Origin of the sequence: Micromonospora sp. NPDC047644, from assembly GCF_040704315.1 — a bacterium.
GTDB lineage: Bacteria > Actinomycetota > Actinomycetes > Mycobacteriales > Micromonosporaceae > Micromonospora.
Map to the genome: position 1 here is coordinate 291,305 of NZ_JBEYSY010000009.1, position 18,943 is coordinate 310,247.

Annotated in this window: 16 protein-coding genes, 1 tRNA gene and 1 pseudogene; 7 read left to right on the top strand and 11 right to left on the bottom strand. The window is 69.6% G+C overall.

Features of this window, described 5'->3' with window-relative positions; translation table 11 throughout:
- Positions 1-3 precede the first annotated feature (3 nt).
- From AB0877_RS17330 to AB0877_RS17355, 6 genes and pseudogenes are all read left to right on the top strand, one after another.
- Positions 4-774 (top strand): ABC transporter permease, encoded by a 771-nt coding sequence (locus AB0877_RS17330; protein WP_366609802.1) that lies wholly within the window; start codon positions 4-6, stop codon positions 772-774.
- Positions 771-1,586, top strand: a complete 816-nt coding sequence (locus tag AB0877_RS17335) for an ABC transporter permease (RefSeq protein ID WP_366609804.1) — start codon at positions 771-773, stop codon at positions 1,584-1,586. Before AB0877_RS17330 ends, AB0877_RS17335 begins: the two co-directional genes overlap by 4 nt.
- Positions 1,579-2,379, top strand: a complete 801-nt coding sequence (locus AB0877_RS17340) for an ABC transporter ATP-binding protein (protein ID WP_366609805.1) — start codon at positions 1,579-1,581, stop codon at positions 2,377-2,379. The genes AB0877_RS17335 and AB0877_RS17340 overlap by 8 nt, the downstream gene beginning before the upstream one ends.
- Positions 2,380-2,794: 415 nt before the next feature.
- On the top strand, positions 2,795-4,459 hold the full coding sequence (locus AB0877_RS17345) for a hypothetical protein (protein WP_366609807.1): 1,665 nt from the start codon (positions 2,795-2,797) through the stop codon (positions 4,457-4,459).
- A 614-nt stretch (positions 4,460-5,073) separates the two neighbouring features.
- On the top strand, positions 5,074-6,291 hold the full coding sequence (locus tag AB0877_RS17350; RefSeq protein ID WP_366609809.1) for a hypothetical protein: 1,218 nt from the start codon (positions 5,074-5,076) through the stop codon (positions 6,289-6,291).
- Between the two features lie 658 nt (positions 6,292-6,949).
- A pseudogene (locus tag AB0877_RS17355) lies at positions 6,950-7,069 on the top strand (site-specific integrase); the annotation flags it as partial.
- A 69-nt stretch (positions 7,070-7,138) separates the two neighbouring features.
- Here AB0877_RS17355 and AB0877_RS17360 read toward each other — a convergent pair.
- The 9 genes from AB0877_RS17360 to ald form a co-directional block, all read right to left on the bottom strand.
- Positions 7,139-7,212, bottom strand: a tRNA-Pro gene (locus tag AB0877_RS17360).
- 225 nt (positions 7,213-7,437) lie between these two features.
- The gene (der, locus tag AB0877_RS17365) at positions 7,438-8,841 is read right to left on the bottom strand and encodes a ribosome biogenesis GTPase Der (protein WP_366609811.1); all 1,404 of its coding nucleotides are present in this window, start codon (positions 8,839-8,841) and stop codon (positions 7,438-7,440) included.
- A gap of 49 nt (positions 8,842-8,890) precedes the next feature.
- Positions 8,891-9,571, bottom strand: a complete 681-nt coding sequence (gene cmk / locus AB0877_RS17370; RefSeq protein ID WP_366609813.1) for a (d)CMP kinase — start codon at positions 9,569-9,571, stop codon at positions 8,891-8,893.
- 195 nt (positions 9,572-9,766) lie between these two features.
- Positions 9,767-10,537 carry a pseudouridine synthase gene (locus AB0877_RS17375; protein ID WP_366609814.1) on the bottom strand — a complete coding sequence of 257 codons (771 nt, stop codon included), beginning with the start codon at positions 10,535-10,537 and terminating at the stop codon, positions 9,767-9,769.
- Positions 10,524-11,567 carry an SMC-Scp complex subunit ScpB gene (gene scpB / locus AB0877_RS17380; RefSeq protein ID WP_366609816.1) on the bottom strand — a complete coding sequence of 348 codons (1,044 nt, stop codon included), beginning with the start codon at positions 11,565-11,567 and terminating at the stop codon, positions 10,524-10,526. Before scpB ends, AB0877_RS17375 begins: the two co-directional genes overlap by 14 nt.
- Complete coding sequence (locus AB0877_RS17385) at positions 11,560-12,552, bottom strand: segregation/condensation protein A (protein ID WP_366609818.1); 993 nt, start codon at positions 12,550-12,552, stop codon at positions 11,560-11,562. Before AB0877_RS17385 ends, scpB begins: the two co-directional genes overlap by 8 nt.
- A gap of 41 nt (positions 12,553-12,593) precedes the next feature.
- The gene (locus AB0877_RS17390) at positions 12,594-13,517 is read right to left on the bottom strand and encodes an AAA family ATPase (protein ID WP_124862901.1); all 924 of its coding nucleotides are present in this window, start codon (positions 13,515-13,517) and stop codon (positions 12,594-12,596) included.
- Positions 13,518-13,696: 179 nt separating this feature from the next.
- On the bottom strand, positions 13,697-14,662 hold the full coding sequence (locus tag AB0877_RS17395) for a site-specific tyrosine recombinase XerD (protein ID WP_366609820.1): 966 nt from the start codon (positions 14,660-14,662) through the stop codon (positions 13,697-13,699).
- A gap of 38 nt (positions 14,663-14,700) precedes the next feature.
- A complete protein-coding gene (ald, locus tag AB0877_RS17400) occupies positions 14,701-15,816 on the bottom strand; it encodes an alanine dehydrogenase (RefSeq protein WP_366609821.1) in 1,116 nt (371 codons plus the stop codon).
- A 292-nt stretch (positions 15,817-16,108) separates the two neighbouring features.
- On the opposite strand from ald, the gene AB0877_RS17405 reads away from it, so the two are divergent.
- Complete coding sequence (locus AB0877_RS17405) at positions 16,109-16,384, top strand: TM2 domain-containing protein (protein ID WP_366609823.1); 276 nt, start codon at positions 16,109-16,111, stop codon at positions 16,382-16,384.
- 86 nt (positions 16,385-16,470) lie between these two features.
- On the opposite strand, the gene AB0877_RS17410 is transcribed toward AB0877_RS17405, so the two are convergent.
- Both AB0877_RS17410 and AB0877_RS17415 read right to left on the bottom strand, forming a co-directional pair.
- Complete coding sequence (locus tag AB0877_RS17410) at positions 16,471-17,076, bottom strand: NUDIX hydrolase (RefSeq protein WP_366609824.1); 606 nt, start codon at positions 17,074-17,076, stop codon at positions 16,471-16,473.
- Positions 17,077-17,149: 73 nt separating this feature from the next.
- Positions 17,150-18,901, bottom strand: coding sequence for a CTP synthase (locus tag AB0877_RS17415; RefSeq protein WP_366609825.1), 1,752 nt, complete (start codon positions 18,899-18,901; stop codon positions 17,150-17,152).
- Positions 18,902-18,943: the final 42 nt, after the last annotated feature.

Sequence of the window (18,943 nt, forward strand, 5' to 3'; positions counted from 1 at the left end):
CCGATGCGCAAGATCCTGCTGGGCGCCGTCGGCCTGCTGGGGTTCCTCGCCGTCTGGCAACTGCTCCCGGCTCTGGGGCTGGTCCACCCGCGCGACCTGCCGTACGCCACCGACGTGCTCGGATGGCTGTTCCACGAGGTCCGCGACCTGGCGTTCTGGCGGCGGCTCCGGCTCACCATGACGTCGTGGGCGATCGGCCTCACCCTGGCGACGCTCGCGGCGGTCACGCTGGGGACCGTGGTCGGGATGGTGCCGTTCCTGCGTCGCGCCACGCACACGACAGTCGAGTTCCTACGACCGGTGCCGTCGGTCGCGCTGATCCCCCTCGCCGTGCTGATGTTCGGCCTGCAGATGCGCGCCGCACTCGTCATCATCGTCTACGCGGCGTTCTGGCAAGTGTTCGTGCAGGTGATCTACGGCGTCGCCGACGTCGACACGGTCGCCCGCGACACCGCGCGGAGCTTCGGCCTCACCCGCTACGAGCGGCTGCGGTATCTCATCCTTCCGACCGCTCTGCCGTACCTGATGACCGGCCTACGCCTCGCCGCGGCGGTCGCGCTCATCCTGGCCGTCACCGCGGAGATGGTGATCGGCAACCCCGGCCTCGGACGCATGATCGAGCTGTCGCGCTCCGCCGGGGACGCCGTCGGCCTGTACGGCCTCGTCGTGGTCACCGGGCTCCTCGGCCTCGTGGTGAACGTCGTGTTCCGCTTCGCCGAACGCCGCTCGTTGGCCTGGCACCAGTCGGTGCTCGCGGACGAGGCAACCCGATGACCGCCCTCGGTGCGGGCAGGACCGCCCCTCGCGGGCTCGGCGCCCGGGTCGCCGAGAACGTCGTGTACGCGGTCGGATTTCCCGTCCTGGCCGTGGGACTGTGGGCCGTCTGGTCCACCCGGTCGGCCAACCGGTTCCTCGTCGGCCCCCGCCCGCTCCTCGACGCGTTCCGGCAGACCTGGATCGGCCCGGCGTTCGTCGACGACGTGCTGCCGAGCGTGTACCGGCTGCTGGCCGGCCTGTTCGCGTCGATCCTCCTCGGCGTCGCCGCCGGCGTCCTCATCGGCCGGTTCCGCCCGCTACGCGAGATCCTCGAACCACTGCTGGAGTTCTTCCGCGCGATTCCGCCACCGGTGCTGATTCCGGTCGCGACGCTACTGCTCGGTATCACCGACACCATGAAGGTCGTCGTCATCTCCTCCGGCGCGATCTGGCCGATCCTGCTGAACACGATCGAGGGCGTCCGGGCGACCGACAGCGTGATGCTGGAGACCGCCGACTCGTACCGGATCTCCCGGTGGCAACGGGTGTGGCTGCTGATCCTCCCGGCGGCGAGTCCGCGCATCATGACCGGCGTACGGCAGGCACTCTCGGTGGCCCTGATCCTCATGGTCATCTCGGAGATGTTCGCGTCCTCGGCCGGCCTCGGCTACCGGATCGCCTACTTCCAGCGGAACTATCTCATCGCCGAGATGTGGAGCGGCATCCTCCTGCTCGGCCTCATCGGCGTCCTCCTCGCCGTGGCCTTCGGCGTCGTCGAACGCCGCGTCCTGCGCTGGTACCACGGAATGAGGGAGGTCTCCCGTGCCTGAGGCACGTCCGCTGCTGCGGGTCGAGCACCTACGGAAGATCTACGCCTCCGGCCGGGGCGAGGTCGAGGCGATCGGGGATCTCAGTTTCACCATGATGCCCGGCGAACTGCTGTGCGTCGTCGGCCCGTCGGGCTGCGGAAAGACCACCCTCCTGAAATGCCTCGCCGGACTGCTCCGGCCCACCAGCGGCCTCGTCGAGATGGAGGGATCTCCGGTGACGGGTCCGAGCCCGGCGATGGCAGTGGTGTTCCAGGAGTACGGCCGCAGCCTCTATCCCTGGCTGACGGTCCGGGGCAATGTGGAGCTTCCCCTGCGACACCAGAAGCTCTCCCGCGCCGAACGCGACCGGAGGGTCGCCGACGCCCTCGACGCGGTCGGACTGCCGCAGTCGGCACTCAGCCATCCGTGGCAGCTCTCCGGCGGGATGCAGCAACGGGTGGCCATCGCGCGCGCCATCGCGTACCGGCCTGAAGTCCTGATCATGGATGAGCCGTTCGCGGCGGTGGACGCGCAGACCCGTGCGGACCTGGAGGACCTCGTACGCGACCTGCACCTGAACCGCGGCATCTCCACTGTCTTCGTGACGCACGACATCGACGAGTCCGTGTATCTGGGCCAGCGCGTGCTCGTCCTGTCCCATTCGCCGACCCGGGTGCAGGAAGACCTCGTGATCGACCTCCCCCGGGAACGCGACCAGCTCACCACCCGGGCGCTGCCCCGGTTCACCGAGCTGCGGACCCACGTCTACGCGCAGATCCAACGGGCCAAGCGTGCGCCGGCCTCTGCACCGTGACGCGCCTACGCCGACGTGTCCAGGCCAAAGCGTCCAGGGGTCCTGCAGCAGCAACCCTGGCGTGTCCCGTTTCGACAGGGGCAAGATGCGCTGCTGCACCGATCGCGACTCCTGCACGACAAGACGCCCTCGATAAACAAAGCAAGTCCCGGCTACCTGCGCGGCATTGATCGCGGTCTTGACTCTATGCGCCGCCCTGCTCATGATTTACTGCGGCGGTTCAACAGTGAGGGTCAATGTGATGACGCAGATAGAACCACCGGCAGGAGGCCCCACACCAGCCGCCGCTCTCAGCGAGCCCGGACAAAATGGCCGACTCGCGCGTGTCAGTTCAGGCACGAGGGATTGGCTGTCCCGTGGGCATCGGCGGGAACTGAGCATCGCGAGCCTCGGTTCAGTGCTCCTCGCTGTCGCGATGATCTGGCTGATTCCGCCGTACGCGATTCGCGTGATGAGTGCCGGTGCCAGGACCGCGCCGATCGCCGACCCGGCCCACACCATCGTCGGTGACGTGGGTGACCCGACGGCCCAAGCATGGCTGGTGGGATGGGGTGGCCACGCTCTCACCCACGGTCTCGGTGGCCTGTGGGACACCAACGCCTTTTATCCCGACAAGTACGGCCTGGCCCTGAACGACACCCTGCTCGGCTACGCCCCGGCAGGGCTGATAGGCAGCGGTGTGGTCGGCGCCGTGCTGCGCTACAACATCCTGTTCGTGCTGGCTTTCGCGCTCGCCTTCCTCGGCGGCTACGCGCTCCTGCGCCAACTTGGCGCGAACAAGGTCGCCGCCGCGGTAGCCGGGGCCGCCCTCGCCTACGCACCCTGGCGCTACGGCCACGACGGCCATTTGAATATTCTCTCCACCGGTGGCATCACTCTGGCCCTGGCGATGCTGGCGCGCGGCCACGGACTCTCGCTCACCCGCGGCTACCTCGCCGAACGGGTCCGGCCGGGCTGGGCGTTCGCTGGCTGGCTGGTCGCGTCCTGGCAGGTCAGCCTAGGCTTCGGCGTGGGGCTGGGATTCGTGTACGTCCTCGCCGTCCTCTGCCTGATCACACTGACAGCCTGGCTGATCCACCGCCCACGCCTTAGCCGCCGGCTGATCGCCAGTGATCTGATCGGCGGGCTGGTCTTCACCGCGGTGACCGGATACCTCGCATACGCGTACCAACACGTGCGGGAGCTCAACCCACAAGTCACCCGGGACTGGGACTACGTCGCGTTTTTCTCCCCGACACTGCGCGGACTTCTCGTGGCGCCGCAGTCCTCGCTGCCCTGGGGCACCCTCCACAACGAAGCCCGCACCGCTCTCGGTGGCGCACCGACTGAGAAAGTGCTGCTATGCGGGTACGCACTGTATCTACTGGCCTTCGCCGGCCTGTTCCTATCCCGCTGGTCACCGGTGCAACGGCTTCTGCTGCTGTTCGGGGCAGTCGTCGGAGTGTTGTTCGCGCTGGGCACGAACGGCCCGATCTACCGCCTGCTCTATCTCTACGTGCCCGGGTTCGACGGATCCCGTACACCAGGTCGGTTGATCTTGTGGCCCACCCTCTGCCTGGCCATCCTCGCGGCCGGCCTGGTTACCCAACTGGCCGAGGTGGCTCGCAGGGGCGCCGAGCCGAAATGGTCGGTGGGAGAGGCACGGCTACTGACCGTTCCGTTGCTGGTCCTCGTGCTAGCTGAGGGCCTGCCTGACCTGCAGCACCCCCAAACCCCAGCCAAACCGGCCGCGATGACGCTAGCCACCGCGCACGCTCCGATCATGGTATTGCCGTCCGACGACGGCGCCGACCTCAACGTCCTACTGTGGTCGACCGACGGTTTTCCCGCCATGGTCAACGGTGCGGCCAGCTACACCACACCCAACCGTCAAGCGATCCGCGACGTCATGACGACCTTCCCCAGCGAGCCGGCCATGGATCGGTTGCACCAGCTCGGCATCCGCAGCGTCGTCCTGCTGCGCAACCGGGTCCAAGGCACCCCATACGAACCACTGCTCAACATCCCCGACGTACCCGGCATGACCCGCCACGAGGTCGGGCCAGACGTGGTCTACATCATCGACGCCAACACGAAGTGATGGTCGGCGTGTCCTCGGGATTCGAGGATCGTCCTGTCTGGATGGAAGAGGGTGAGCAGCCGCTGTGGGTCGTCTCGGACGAACTCTGGGCCGAGGTCACACAGCTGCTGCCACCCCGACCGACCGCCTGTACACCCGGCACGACCACGCTGGCCCGAGTTGCGCGCGCGGCCGGTGCTCCTGGGCGGTGCAGTCGCCATCGACCGGATCTTCGACGCTGAGACGTAGTCACTCAGGTACGACGGGCCGTCTCGATCTTCCGAGGTGGCCCCTCATTTGCGTCGGAACGGCCGGATTCAAACCGACGACCCCTTGCCCCCAGTCAACCAACACGGGTCGCTGACCTGCCGTTCCACCGTTTTGATCTGCTGGTACCTTCCATGAAGGTCCCCTGCTCGTCCGCTGACGTCACCCAGTTGGTCACCCATCTCGGGTGTCGGACCTTGAAGCGGTACTTGGACCGGCTCCAAGGTGACCTGCGGAGGCCTGGCCAGCACGCTGGCCGAGCCCTGGTTTGGGTTGCTGTCACTGCCGGCTGGTTGCCGACGGTGTCTTATGCCCGTGCGTGTCCCAGACCTCGTAGGCAGCCACCGACCGACCCGTATGCTCCTCGCGTGAACTGGCGGCAATTCATCGCGGCGCTGCTGCAGACCGTCGCCTGGCCCCTAACGGTTCTCATCGTAGTTCTTCTCTTCAGGAAGAAGATCAACGGACTACTTGGAGACAGACTACGGCGGCTGACCGCTGGCCCGGTGGAAGCGGAGTGGGCAGAGAGCATCGGGTTGGCGCAGGAGGCCGTCGAGTCGGACCGTCCGAGGCAGGGAGATCAACTCCCCAACCCCACGACGCCCGAGCCCGAGCCCGAAGTTGATGCTGAAGCTGTGCAACCCACTCAGAGCGAGCCCTCACCATCTTCAACCGAGCGCCCATCTGAACACGAAGAACCCAGGCCGCAGCCTGAGCCAAACGAGGGAAGCCCGCACCAGTGGCCAACCACCAACCCGATACCTGTGCCAGATCCACGTCCGAGTTCTGACCCAACCGGAACCGTCAACGACTCAGCGCTCCAAGTGAATTTGCCTGCTTGGGTAAAAGTAGAGCCGTACGGGCCCCCGGGCTACGAGCCTCCCCGGTCTGTTCAGCTCGCTCTGGTCCAAGCGGAAGCCGCCCGCCGAGTAGCCAAGACTGATCCAACCTCCGCCACAATGATGGGCTTCAAGGCTCTCGACGCTGCCCTCTCATACGTCGCCGAATCCTCCGGCCTTCCGCAGAATATCCGGGATTCTACTCCAAGGCAGGTAGCGAAGCATCTCGCAGACAAGGGACTGATTGGAAATGGAACCTACCGCGCAATAGCCGAGTTAAGCAAGCTGAGAAACGCGGTCGCTCACACCAGCAAGAAAATCACCCCCGGTGACGCGCTGCTCTACCTCAACACGCTCGGAGATGTACTGCGTACGCTTCTCTATCCGTCGGAACTCTACGAGTCGCAAGTAGCTGCCGCACTGGTCGGGATGGGCTTCGAGGTAAATCGAACAGGTGGTGGAACAAATTTCCTTGTCGTCACCGCCCAGGCTGCAATAGCAGTCGAAGTCAAGTATCTCCCGGGCCGCACTTTGAGTTGGAACGTTATCGACAAGCTTGTGGGCAAGGCTGCTGTCGACAGGACCTCCCTCCTCTTTGTCACAAACGCACTGTTGGATAAATCTATCCAGGAACGCGACCCATCAGTCCGGACCCGACTCGGATGCCGGATCGAAGTGGTTTCCTGGCTGGGCCCCGAGGACGACGGGCATCTCTGGCAAGCAGTTCTGCGGGCTGGATCTTCCTGAGCAGCGCAAGGTCAAGCAGACCTTGACACTGGACGAGGCATCGCGCCCTCGGTTGTGTGATGAGGCCGTGGTGGGGATGCGGCGCGAGTCTCACGGGCAGGCCGCAGCCTGCCGGCAACGCCGGCTTGAGAGGCCGCAGAGGCTCGGGGGTCAAGGGCGGCCAATGGCCGGTCGCGCAGCGGCGCGAAGCGCCCTTGAGGTCGGAGGGGCGACCCCGCATCCGCCGCGCCGCATCACCACCACGGGCAGCGGTAACTCGCGCTACGGCGCGGCGGTACGACGGCCCGTCGGTCAATACGGCGACCCGTGCGACGCTGTCGAGTGGTACCTCTCCGGTGATCGCGTGCCGGGCTGCGAACGGGTCGGCCGCTGCCGACCCAGTACCCGCCGGGCTGGTTACAAACGGCCAACTCGGCGTGCTTCATCCGCAGTAACGCCGCCTGCTTCTCGGCCGATCCGAACGGGTGCCGGTCCGCCTCGTCGCGTTCTGCACGGGCGGTCTTGCCCACCCAGGCATCAGTGATGACCTGGATCCCGTCGACAGTGTCGATCAACACCGTGACATCACCGAGAACCCATATTCCAACATGGTGTCCTCGAGCCGCCGTACTGCCGTGGCTCCAACGCCTCACGGCGTAGCCGAGACAGCTCGTTGACGGCCGACCTGCGCGGCCACTCCGGTACGACGGTCACCGAGAGCGTCTACCGGCACCAACTACGGCCGGTGCTCCTGGGCGGCGCAGTCGCCATCGACCAGATCTTCGACGCTGAGGCGTAGTCACTCAGTTAGTCACCCAGGTACGACAAAGGGGCCGTCTCGACCTTCCGAGATGGCCCCTCACCTGCGTCGGGACGGCCGGATTCGAACCGACGACCCCTTGACCCCCAGTCAAGTGCGCTACCAAGCTGCGCCACGTCCCGCCCCCGCGTGGTTTCCCCGCGGCAGCCGGTACAGCTTAGCGCAGCAGCCCCGGGCCGTCCGCACAGGCCCCACCGGCGTTCGCGACTTAGCTGAACCACCGCACAGCGAACCACCGCACCATCCCTGAAGCGTCCTAGGAGGGTGGGGTTGGATAGACGAATGCCGGATGGGCAGGAGCGCCCATCCGGCATTCGCGGAGCAGAACGACGGAACGGCAGAACGTGTCAGCCGTGCGCCTTGCCTCGACCGCCGGGGCCGAGCTTCTTGCGCGGGCGGACCGAGATCTCGATCGGGCTGCCCTCGTACCCGAATTCCTCGCGGAGCTTGCGCTCGACGAAGCGCTGGTAGCCGGCGTCGAGCGGGCCGGTGGTGAAGAGCACGAACCGTGGCGGCGCCACACCGGCCTGCGTTGCGAACAGGATCCGCGGCGCCCGCCCACCTCGCACCGGGTGGGGGGTGGCCTGCACCAGCGCGGTGAGCCACTGGTTGAGGTGGGCGGTGGGAACGCGGGTTTCCCAGCTCGCGAGGGCCTTGTTGAGGGCGGGGGCCAGCTTGTCCACGGCACGGCCGGTCATCGCCGACAGGTTCAGCCGGATCGCCCAGGGGATGCGGCGCAACTCCCGGTCGATCTCCTTGTCCAGGTAGTACCGACGGTCGGCGTCGACCAGGTCCCACTTGTTGAACGCGATGACCAGCGCCCGACCCGACTCGGTCACCATCGACAGGATCCGCTGGTCCTGCTCGCTGATCGGTTCGCTGGAGTCCAGCAGCACCACGGCCACCTCGGCGGCCTCGATCGCGCCGGCGGTCCGCAGGCTGGCGTAGTACTCGGTGCCGCTGGCCTTGCCGACCCGCTTGCGCAGCCCGGCCGTGTCGACCAGTTGCCAGGTCTGACCGCCGATCTCGACCAGGCTGTCCACCGGGTCCACTGTGGTGCCGGCCACCGAGTCGACGACCGCCCGCTCCTCACCGGAGAACCGATTGAGCAGGCTGGACTTGCCGACGTTCGGCCGCCCGACCAGCGCCACCCGGCGCGGCCCACGCGGACGGTTCTCCACGATCGCCGGTGCCTCCGGCAGCGCGGCGAGGATGGCGTCCAGCAGGTCGCCGGAGCCGCGCCCGTGCAGCGCGGACACCGGGAACGGCTCACCGAGGCCGAGTGACCACAGCGAGGTGGCCTCCATCTCGATGGAGTTGTTGTCCGCCTTGTTCGCCACCAGGATCACCGGCTTGGCGCTGCGCCGCAGCATCTTCACCGCGGCCTCGTCCACGTCGGTGGAGCCCACCATCGCGTCGACCACGAAGAGCACCACGTCGGCGGTGACGACCGCCGTCTCGGCCTGCGCCGCGATGGCCGCGGCGCGGTCCTTCGCGTCCGGTTCCCAACCGCCGGTGTCCACCACGGTGAACGCCCGGCCGTTCCACTGCGCGTCGTACGGGACCCGGTCGCGGGTCACGCCGGGGACGTCCTCGACGACCGCCTGCCGGCGGCCGATGATCCGGTTGACCAGCGTCGACTTACCGACGTTGGGGCGACCGACCACGGCCACCACCGGCTGCGGGCCGCTCGGTTCCTCGACGGCGACGTCGGGCTCCCGCAACTCCACCCAGCCAGCACCCTCGCTCATGCCGCTCCTCCGCTTCGCTCCGGACCGCCACGAGACACAACCGCGCCGCTCATGCCACGCCCCGCTCGGTGAGCAGGTCGCGCATCCGCGCCACGACCTCGTCGATGCCCAGCTCGGTGGTGTCCAGCACCACCGCGTCGGGCGCCTGGGCCAGCGGGTTGACCTTGCGGGTCGAGTCGAGACGGTCCCGCCGGGCCAGATCGGCGGCCGTGGCCGCCACGTCGGCGGCGTCCTCGGCGCTGCGCCGGGCCGCACGGGCCGCCTCGGAGGCGGTCAGGAAGACCTTCAGGTCGGCGTCCGGCGCCACGACCGAGCCGATGTCGCGACCCTCGACCACCATCCGACCCGCGTTGGCGATCATCTCGCGCTGCCGGCCGACGAGCAGCTCACGGACAGCCGGCACGGCGGCGACGGCGGAAACGGCGCCGGTCACCTCGGCGCCCCGGATGTCGGCGTCCACGCCCACACCGTCGACGGTCACGCCGTACCCCTGCGGGTCGGTGCCGATGCGCAGGTCGACCTCGCCGGCGACCTTCCCCACCGACGCGGCGTCGGTGAGATCGACGCCGGAGCGCAGCACGGCCCACGTGATCGCCCGGTACATCGCCCCGGTGTCCAGGTAGCGCGCACCGATGCTCGCGGCGAGGCGCCGCGACACGGTGGACTTACCCGACCCGGACGGCCCGTCCACAGCGACCACACATCGCCCGAACCGTACGTTTTCCTCCACCGTGTCCTCCTCAGCCCGTACCTCACGGATCGCCCGGTGAGCTGGCGCCGCAAGCGGTTGTCAATCGTCATCAATCATGCCCGGGTGCGCTGTCGAACCCGCGCGCGCCGCCGCCGGAGGCGACCCACGCCACCCGGGCGGCCGCGTCCCGGCCATCGGTGGAGCCTACCGGCTGCCGTACCCCGAACTCGGGGGTCAGTCACCCACCGCGGCGAACAGGGCGGCGACCTCGGCGTTCGTCAACCGCCGGATCCGTCCGGTCCGCAGTTCACCCAGCCGGATAGGACCGATCGAGGTACGCACCAGCCGGGTGACCGGGTGCCCGACCTCCTCCATCAGCCGTCGGACGATGTGCTTGCGGCCCTCGTGCAGGCTCAGCTCCACCTGGGCGGTTTTACCCAGAGTGTCCACCACCTTGAACGAGTCGACCTTGACCGGCCCGTCCTCCAGCTCGACGCCGGCCAGCAGCCGCTTGCTCAGGTTGCGCGGGATCGGCCCGACGACCTCGGCCAGGTAGGTCTTCAGCACCTCGTACGAGGGGTGCATGAGCTTGTGCGCGAGGTTGCCGTCGTTGGTGAGCAGCAGCAGGCCCTCACTGTCCGCGTCGAGCCGCCCGACGTGGTAGACCCGCTGCTCCACCCGGTTGCCGATGAACTCGGCCAGCTCGTTGCGCCCCTTGTCGTCCGCCATGGAGGTGACCACCCCGCGCGGCTTGTTCATCGCCACGTAGACCAGGCGAATGTCGACCTGGAGGCGCTCCCCGTCGACGTGGATCACGGAGGTGGCCGGGTCGACCTTGTCGCCGAGCTTGGCGACCCGCCCGTCCACGGTGACCCGGCGGCGGAAGATCAGGTCCTCACAGGCGCGCCGGGAACCCACGCCGGCGGCGGCGAGCACCTTCTGCAGGCGCTCAGCCCCCTCGTAGACGGGCGCGTCGGGTTTCGGGGAACGGTTATCGGGTCGCATCAGCAAGCTCTTCTACGTCGTCGGGCAGGAAGGGTGCGAGGGGCGGCAGCTCGTCGACGGTGTTCAGCCCGAGCTTCTCCAGGAACAACGTGGTGGTCCGGTAGAGGAACGCCCCACTGTCCGTTTCGGTGCCGCACTCCTCGATGAGGCCACGGGTGACCAGCGTACGGATGACCCCGTCGCAGTTCACACCCCGGATGGCTGAGATTCGCGAACGGGTCACCGGTTGCTTGTACGCAACCACGGCGAGCGTCTCCAGCGCCGCCTGGGTCAGCCGCACGGACTGCCCGTCCAACACGAACCGCTCAACGTACGTAGCGTATTCCGGCCGGGTGTACAGCCGCCACCCGCCGGCCGCCCGGCGCAGCTCGAACCCGTGCCCGGCCGCCGTGTAACCAGCGGCGATCTCGTCGAGCATCGGCCCGACCCGCTCGGCGGGCTGCTCCAGCATCTGGGCCAACACCAGCTCGCTGACCGGTTCGTCGACGACCAGCAGGATCGCCTCCAACGCGCCGCGCAGCTCACTGTCGGACAGCTCGGGCGCGGGCTCCGGCACGACCGTCGCCCGCCGCCGTCCCGCCAGCTGCCGCCGGGGTACGCCCACAGCGTCACCCGACTCCCCCACCGTGCCGTCCGTCACCGCGCCGAGGTCCGGGCGCGCCGAGCCAACGTCGTCCGCAGCCGCCTCAACGCGATCGGGCTCACCCGGGCCCACCTCGTCGGAGGCCGCCTCAAGGCGATCGGGCCCACCCACGGCCACCTCGACAGGACCTGGCCCACCCGGGCCCGCGTCGTTTGGACCCCGCCCATCCGGGTCACCCTGCGCAGAGTCCGGCACGACCACGTCCGGCTCGGCGGCTTCTGGCTCCGGTCCGGGCGCTGCCGCTGCCGACTCGTCGGTCTCCGCTGGGGCGGCTGACCCGTCCGGCTCCGTGGCGGTGCCGGCGGCGGGCGGGCGGGGACGGTCCCACGGGGGCACCCAGGCGGCGGCCTGGTCGGCCAGCGAGTCCCGACGTTGCTCGTCACTCATCCCGCGCACCCTCCGTCGTTCCCGTCCCGTCCGACCCGCCGGCCTCCCCCGTCGGCGCAAGGTCAGCCCCCGCCGGCTCAGGACCCGCCCCCGCCAGTTCAGGCTCAGGCTCCGACTCCGGGTCGGCCGGGCTGCCGGCGTACTCGTCGACGTGCAGCTCGGTGTCGCCGTCGGCCGGGCCGGTCCACCGCACCGTCAGCTCCTCCAGGGCCTGCTCCTGCACGAACGACACCAGGCCCTCCCGGTACAGCTCCAGCAGCGCGAGGAACCGGGCCACCACCTCCAGGGTGGCCTCGCAGTCCGCGCAGAGCAGTGAGAACGTGGCGGTGCCGGCCCGGCGCAGCCGGGCGGCGAGGATCGCCGCGTGTTCCCGGACACTGACCCGGACCATGTGCACGTGGGCGATGGAGACCTCCGGTACCGGCTTCGGGGTCATCGCCTTCACCGCCAGCTTCAGCAGCCGCTGGGGGCCGATGCCGAGGACCAGGTCGGGCAGCGCCTCGGCGTAGCGGGCCTCCAGGCTGACCGCGCGCGGGTAGCGTCGGCCGCCGACGGCCTCCAGTTCGGCGATGTGCGCCGCCGCCTCCTTGTACGCCTTGTACTGCAACAGCCGGGCGAAGAGCAGGTCCCGTGCCTCCAGCAGGGCGAGGTCGGCCTCGTCCTCCACCTCGGCGGCGGGCAGCAGCCGGGCCGCCTTCAGGTCGAGCAGGGTCGCGGCGATGAGCAGGAATTCGCTGGCCTCGTCCAGGTCCCAGTTGTCGCCCATCGCCCTGATGTAGGCGATGAACTCGTCGGTGACCGTGTGCAGGGCCACCTCGGTGACGTCGAGTTTGTGCTTGCCGATCAGTTGCAGCAGCAGGTCGAACGGGCCGGTGAAGTTGGCCAGCCGCACCGTGAAGCCGGCGGCGGCGGGATCGGCGGTCGGCACACCGTCGACCACGGCCGCGTCGGCGGTCTCGGGTGGGTCGAGGGGTGGCGCGGTCACCGGACGACCGTAGTCCACGACTCGGGCACGGGACGGTCCGGCTACCGCTCCGACTGGGCGGCGATCACCTCGCGGGCCAGCTGACGGTAGTTACGTGCCCCGGAGGAGGCCGGGTCCATCGTCGTGATGGGGGCACCGGCCACTGTCGACTCGGGGAACTTCACCGTCTTGGTGATGACCGTCTGGTAGACCTTGTCGCCGAACGCCTCCACCACCCGCTGCAGGACCTGGCGGCAGTGCGTGGTGCGGCTGTCGTACATGGTGGCGAGGATGCCTTCGAGCTCCAGGTCGAAGTTGAGTCGCTCGCGCACCTTGTCGATGGTGTCCAGCAGCAGTGCCACACCCCGCAGGCTGAAGAACTCGCATTCGAGGGGGATGAGCACGCCGTGCGCGACGGTCAACGCGTTGATCGCCAGCAGGCCGAGGGACGGCTGGCAGTCGATCAGGATGTAGTCGTACTCCTTGCGGACCGTGCGCAGGACCCGGGCCAGGGCCATCTCCCGCGCGACCTCGTTGACCAGCTGGATCTCGGCGGCGGAGAGGTCGATGTTGGCCGGCAGCAGGTGCAGGCCCGCCACGTCGGTCTTGATCAGGACGTCCTCGGCGATCACGTCGTCCTGCATGAGCAGGTTGTAGACGGACAGGTCGAGGTTGTGCGGGTTGACGCCCAGGCCCACCGAGAGGGCGCCCTGCGGGTCGAAGTCGACGAGCAGCACCTTGCGGCCGTATTCGGCGAGAGCGGCGCCCAGGTTGATGGTGGTGGTCGTCTTGCCGACGCCACCCTTCTGGTTGGCCATCGCGATGATGCGCGCGGGGCCGTGCCGGTCGGTGGGCATCGGCTCGGGAATGGGCTTACGCATCGTGTAGGCAGCCGGGTCCGCAGGACCCAGGTCCGCGCCGAGCGTGGCCTGCTGCTCGCGGAGCTCCGACGTCCAGGTCTCGGCACGGTCACCGTTGCCAGCCATGTGCTCGTTGCCCCCTCCCGACGACCCACCCGGCGTCGGAGCCGTCCGACGTCCTTCGCGGCGCCGCTGCGCACCCCGGTCGTGTCGCTCCAGGAGGTCCGCGCCGATGCCGACTGTACGCCACCGACCAGCAGGGGGTTCGGCACCGGCCCGGCGTGTCGGCGTCGACCGCTACCGGTTCAGCCCTGGGCCCGGGGATGGGCGGTGGCGTACACCTCGCGCAGCCGCTCCACGGTGACCAACGTGTAGACCTGGGTGGTGGTCACCGACGCGTGGCCGAGCAGCTCCTGGACCACCCGGACGTCGGCGCCACCGTCGAGCAGGTGGGTGGCGTAGGAGTGGCGCAGGGTGTGCGGGGAGACCGCGGCCGGCCCGTCGACGGGCAGCCCGGCCCGATCGGCGGCGCGGCGCAGGATGCCCCACGCGCCCTGACGGGACAGCGCGCCACCGCGGGCGTTGAGGAACACCGCCGGGGTGCCCCGGCCGGCGGCGGCCAGCCCGGGACGAGCCCGGACCAGATAGGCGCGGACCGCGTCGACGGCGTACCCGCCGATGGGCACCAGCCGCACCCGGCCGCCCTTGCCGCGCAGCAGCACCGTGCCGTCGTCGGCGTCGAGGTCGTCCACGGCGGCCCCGACCGCTTCGGAGATGCGCGCGCCGGTGCCGTACAGGAACTCCAGCAGCGCCCGGTCGCGCAGCGCGAGGGGCGCGTCGTCGCCGGTCGCGGTGATCGGGCCGGCGGTCTCCAGCAGCCGCACCACGTCGTCGACCGGTAGCGCCCGGGGCAGCCGCCGGGGCGGGGTGGGCGGGCGGACGTCGCGGCTCGGATCGGCGCCGGTCAGGCCCTCGCGCACCGCGAAGCGGTGCAGGCCGCGTACCGCGCTGGCCGCGCGGGCGGCGGAGGAGACAGCGAGGGGCGGGTGCGCGTCGTCGCCGGCGCGCAGCCGCGCCAGGTGCGACTCGACGAGGCCGGCGCCGACCGACGCGAGGTCGGTGACGCCGGCGTCGGTCAGGGTGGCGAGATAGCGGTCCAGATCCCGGCGGTACGAGGCGAGCGTGTTCGCGGAGAGGCCACGTTCGACGGTCAGGTGGTCGAGGTACCCGCGAACGGCACGGCGCAGCGCCGGCGTGGGTGGTGTGCCCACGCCGGCGCAGTCCGTGCCGCCGGTCAGCCCGCCACCGTTCAGGCCAGCACCTCGGCCAGCGGGAGCACGTCCATGCCGTGCGCCTCGGCGACCGGGCCGTAGGTGACCTGACCGGCGTGGGTGTTGAGGCCCAGCGCGAGCGCCGGGTCGTTGCGCAGCGCCGCACGCCAGCCCTGGTTGGCCAGCTCCAGGGCGTACGGCAGGGTGACGTTGGTCAGGGCGTAGGTGCTGGTGTTCGGCACCGCGCCGGGCATGTTCGCCACGCAGTAGAAGATCGACTCGTGGACCTTGTAGACCGGGTCGGCGTGCGTGGTGGGGCGCGAGTCCTCGAAGCAGCCGCCCTGGTCGATGGCGATGTCGACGAGCACGCTGCCCGGCTTCATCCGGGAGACCAGCTCGTTGGAGATCAGCGTCGGGGCCTTCGCGCCGGGCACCAGCACCGCGCCGATGACCAGGTCGGCGTCGAGCACGGCGCGTTCGACCTCGTACGCGTTGGACGCGACGGTCTGCAGGTGACCCCGGTAGATCGCGTCGGCCTGCCGCAGCCGGGCCACGTTCTTGTCCAGCAGCAGCACCTCGGACTGCAGACCCAGCGCGATCGCGGCGGCGTTCATGCCGGAGACACCGGCGCCGATGACCACGGTCTTGGCCGCGTACACACCGGAGACACCGCCGGGCAGCACCCCGCGCCCACCACCGGTACGCATCATGTAGAAGGCGCCCACCTGCGGGGCGAGCCGGCCGGCGACCTCGGACATCGGGGCCAGCAGCGGCAGCGACCGGTCGGGCAGCTCGACGGTCTCGTACGCGATGCCGGTGACCCGGCGGTCGATCAGCGCGTCGGTGCACTCCTTGGAGGCGGCCAGGTGCAGGTAGGTGAAGAGCACCTGCCCCGCACGCATCCGGTGGTACTCCTCGGCGATCGGCTCCTTGACCTTGAGCACCAGCTCGGCGGTCTCCCACACCTCGTCGGCGGTGGCGAGGATCGTCGCGCCGGCGGCGGAGAACTCCTCGTCGGTGATGCTGGAGCCAACCCCGGCGCCGGACTCGACGAAGACCTGGTGGCCGCTGCGGGTGAACTCGTTGACACCCGCTGGCGTGATCGCCACGCGGTACTCGTGGTTCTTGACCTCGCGGGGGATTCCGACCTTCACGATGCAGACACCTCTCTTCGGGGCTGCTCTCCCCCGACTGCGCGGTGCCACGACGGCCCCTTTGCCACCGCGGTACACCGGTCCTGCGGCGGCAGTCTAGGCGCGCCCGGTGCGGCCGCGGGCCAGCACAGTGCCACCCGGTGCCCGGGTGTCCTGACGATGTGTCAGGGCACCGCCGAGATTCGGCGGTCGAGCGTCACCTCAGCCAACAGGACAATGTTTCACCATTATCGTCCCATCTGCCGGGCGGCGGTGCGGACAGCCGGCGAGTGGATCACTAATGTGTCCGCCCATGACCACTCCTCCTTACCAGCCCGGTTACCCCGAGCCGGGGTACCCCCAGGGCGTCTCCGACAAGAGCAAGATCGTCGCGGGTATCCTCGGCATCCTGCTCGGCACCTTCGGTGCCGGTCGGTTCTACACCGGACACACCAAGATCGCCGTCCTCCAGCTCGTCGTGAGCCTGGTGACCTGCGGCGTCGGCGCTCTCTGGGGCGTCATCGACGGCATCCTCATCCTGGTCAACGGCGGCACGGACGCGCAGGGCCGCCCGCTGCGCGACTCCTAGATCAGCCAGCGAAAAAGGGGCCCCGCGGCTGACCGCGGGGCCCCTTTGGCGCGTACTCCCCCGACCGGCTGGACCGGCGGCGACGCTCAGCGCGGCAGCGGCGCGTCCGCCCGACGCAGAGACGCGAAACCGGTGTCCCGGGCGCGGGCCGCGGCCAGCAGCCCGGCCACCGCGGACGCGTTGGTGATCTCACCGGCCACGACCATGGCGACCGCCTCGTCCAGGTCGATCCGCACGACCTGAAGGTCGGCCTCCTCGTCGTGGCGCTCGTGCCGCTCGTCGGCCGGCACGTCGGCGAGGTCACGGGCCAGGAACACCCGGACGATCTCGTTGGTGAACCCCGGCGAGCTGTGCAGGTCCACCAGCACGTCGACCCGCCCGGCGGTGAGGTCGGCCTCCTCGGCCAGCTCCCGCAGCGCGGCCACCGGCAACTCCTCGCCGGAGACGTCCATCAGACCGGCCGGCAGCTCCCACAGGTGCCGCCCGACCGGGTGCCGGTACTGCCGGATCAGCACCACCTGGCCGGCGTCGTCGAGCGCCACCACGGCCACCGCCCCGACGTGCCGGACGAGGTCACGCAGCCCGGTCCCACCGCCCGGCATGGTCACCTCCTCGGTGACCACGTCGAAGATCCGCCCCCGGTACCGCTCCTGCCGGGAACGCACCTCGTAGCGGTGCTCCAGGTTGCTCACGCCGTCGCCCCGCTGCGCCCGACGACGGCGTGCGGCACCCCACTGAGCCTGCTGGTTCGCTCGCTGCGCTCGCTCACGAGGACGACGACGCCTTCGTCGCAGCACCGTTGCGGGCGGCCTTGCGCGTCGTCGGGGCCTCCGCCGTCGCGTCCAGGTCGACCGGCAACTGGTCGGCCTGCGAGTACGTCACCGCGGCCTTGACGAACGAGGCGAACAGCGGGTGCGGGCGGGTCGGGCGGCTCTTCAACTCGGGGTGCGCCTGGGTCGCCACGAAGAACGGGTGCAGGCTCCGGTCCAGTTCGATGAACTCGACCAGCCGGCCGTCCGGCGACGTGCCGGAGAAGTGCAGACCCGCCTTGGTCAGCGCGTCCCGGTAGGCGTTGTTCACCTCGTAGCGGTGCCGGTGCCGCTCGCTGATCTCGGTGCTGCCGTACGCCTCGGCGACGAGCGACCCCTCGGTCAACGTCGCCGGGTACGCGCCCAGCCGCATCGTGCCGCCCAGATCACCCCGACCGGCGACGATGTCCTCCTGATCGGCCATCGTCGCGATGACCGGGTGGGCCGCCTGCTCGTCGAACTCCAACGAGTTCGCGCCGTCCAGGTCGGCCAGGTGCCGGGCCACCTCGATCGTCATGCACTGCAGGCCGAGGCAGAGGCCGAGCAGCGGGATGCCGGCCTCCCGGGCGTACCGGGCGGTGCCGATCTTGCCCTCGATGCCGCGCACGCCGAAGCCACCCGGGATGAGGATGCCGTCCACGCCGGCCAACGCCGCGGCGGCCCCGGCCGGGGTGACGCACTCGTCGCTGGGCACCCACGTGAGCTGCACCCGGGCCCGGTGGCCGAAGCCCGCCGCCCGGATCGCCTCACTCACCGACAGGTACGCGTCGGGCAGGTCGACGTACTTGCCGACCACGGCGACGGTGACGGTGTGCCGGGGCCGGTGCACCCGCTCCAGCAGGTCGTCCCAGCTGGCCCAGTCCACGTCCCGGAAGGACAGGCCGAGCCGGCGCACCACGTACGCGTCGAGCCCCTCCCGGTGCAGCACCTTCGGAATGTCGTAGATGCTCGGGGCGTCCGGGGCGGCGACGACCGCCTCGGCGTCCACGTCGCAGTAGAGCGACAGCTTCTCCTTGAGCTTCACCGGGATCTCCCGGTCGCAGCGGAGCACGATCGCGTCCGGCTGGATACCGATGTTGCGCAGCTGCGCCACCGAGTGCTGCGTCGGCTTGGTCTTCAGCTCACCCGACGGCGCGAGGTACGGCACCAGCGAGACGTGCAGGTAGAAGCAGTTGTCGCGGCCCAGGTCATGGCGGACCTGACGGATCGCCTCCAGAAACGGCAGCGACTCGATGTCGCCGACCGTGCCGCCGACCTCGGTGATCACCACGTCGGGCAGTTGGCCGTCCTCGTCCGGGTCGGCCATCGCCAGGATCCGCGACTTGATCTCGTTGGTGATGTGCGGGATGACCTGGACGGTGTCGCCCAGGTACTCGCCGCGCCGCTCCTTGGCGATCACGTCGGAGTAGATCTGACCGGTGGTGACGTTCGCCTTACCCGACAACGCCCGGTCGAGGAACCGCTCGTAGTGCCCGACGTCGAGGTCGGTCTCGGCGCCGTCCTCGGTGACGAACACCTCACCGTGCTGGAACGGGTTCATCGTCCCCGGGTCGACGTTCAGGTAGGGGTCGAGCTTCTGCATCACCACGCGCAACCCGCGCGCGGTCAGCAGGTTGCCGAGGCTGGAGGCGGTGAGGCCCTTACCCAGCGAGGAGGCGACGCCCCCGGTGACGAAAATGTGCCTGGTCGTCCGTGCTGATGGGGCCAAGGCCTGCTCCCGTGTCGTCTGTCGCGGTCATGCAGACCGCCG

Bases quoted from the DNA above. Each gene is read 5' to 3' on its own strand.
- scpB (WP_366609816.1), bottom strand. From the start codon at position 11,567: ATGAGTGACGAGCAACGTCGGGACTCGCTGGCCGACCAGGCCGCCGCC.
- AB0877_RS17330 (WP_366609802.1), top strand. From the start codon at position 4: ATGCGCAAGATCCTGCTGGGCGCCGTCGGCCTGCTGGGGTTCCTCGCC.
- AB0877_RS17335 (WP_366609804.1), top strand. From the start codon at position 771: ATGACCGCCCTCGGTGCGGGCAGGACCGCCCCTCGCGGGCTCGGCGCC.
- AB0877_RS17345 (WP_366609807.1), top strand. From the start codon at position 2,795: ATGATCTGGCTGATTCCGCCGTACGCGATTCGCGTGATGAGTGCCGGT.
- AB0877_RS17405 (WP_366609823.1), top strand. From the start codon at position 16,109: ATGACCACTCCTCCTTACCAGCCCGGTTACCCCGAGCCGGGGTACCCC.
- AB0877_RS17390 (WP_124862901.1), bottom strand. From the start codon at position 13,517: ATGGCTGGCAACGGTGACCGTGCCGAGACCTGGACGTCGGAGCTCCGC.
- AB0877_RS17375 (WP_366609814.1), bottom strand. From the start codon at position 10,537: ATGCGACCCGATAACCGTTCCCCGAAACCCGACGCGCCCGTCTACGAG.
- der (WP_366609811.1), bottom strand. From the start codon at position 8,841: ATGAGCGAGGGTGCTGGCTGGGTGGAGTTGCGGGAGCCCGACGTCGCC.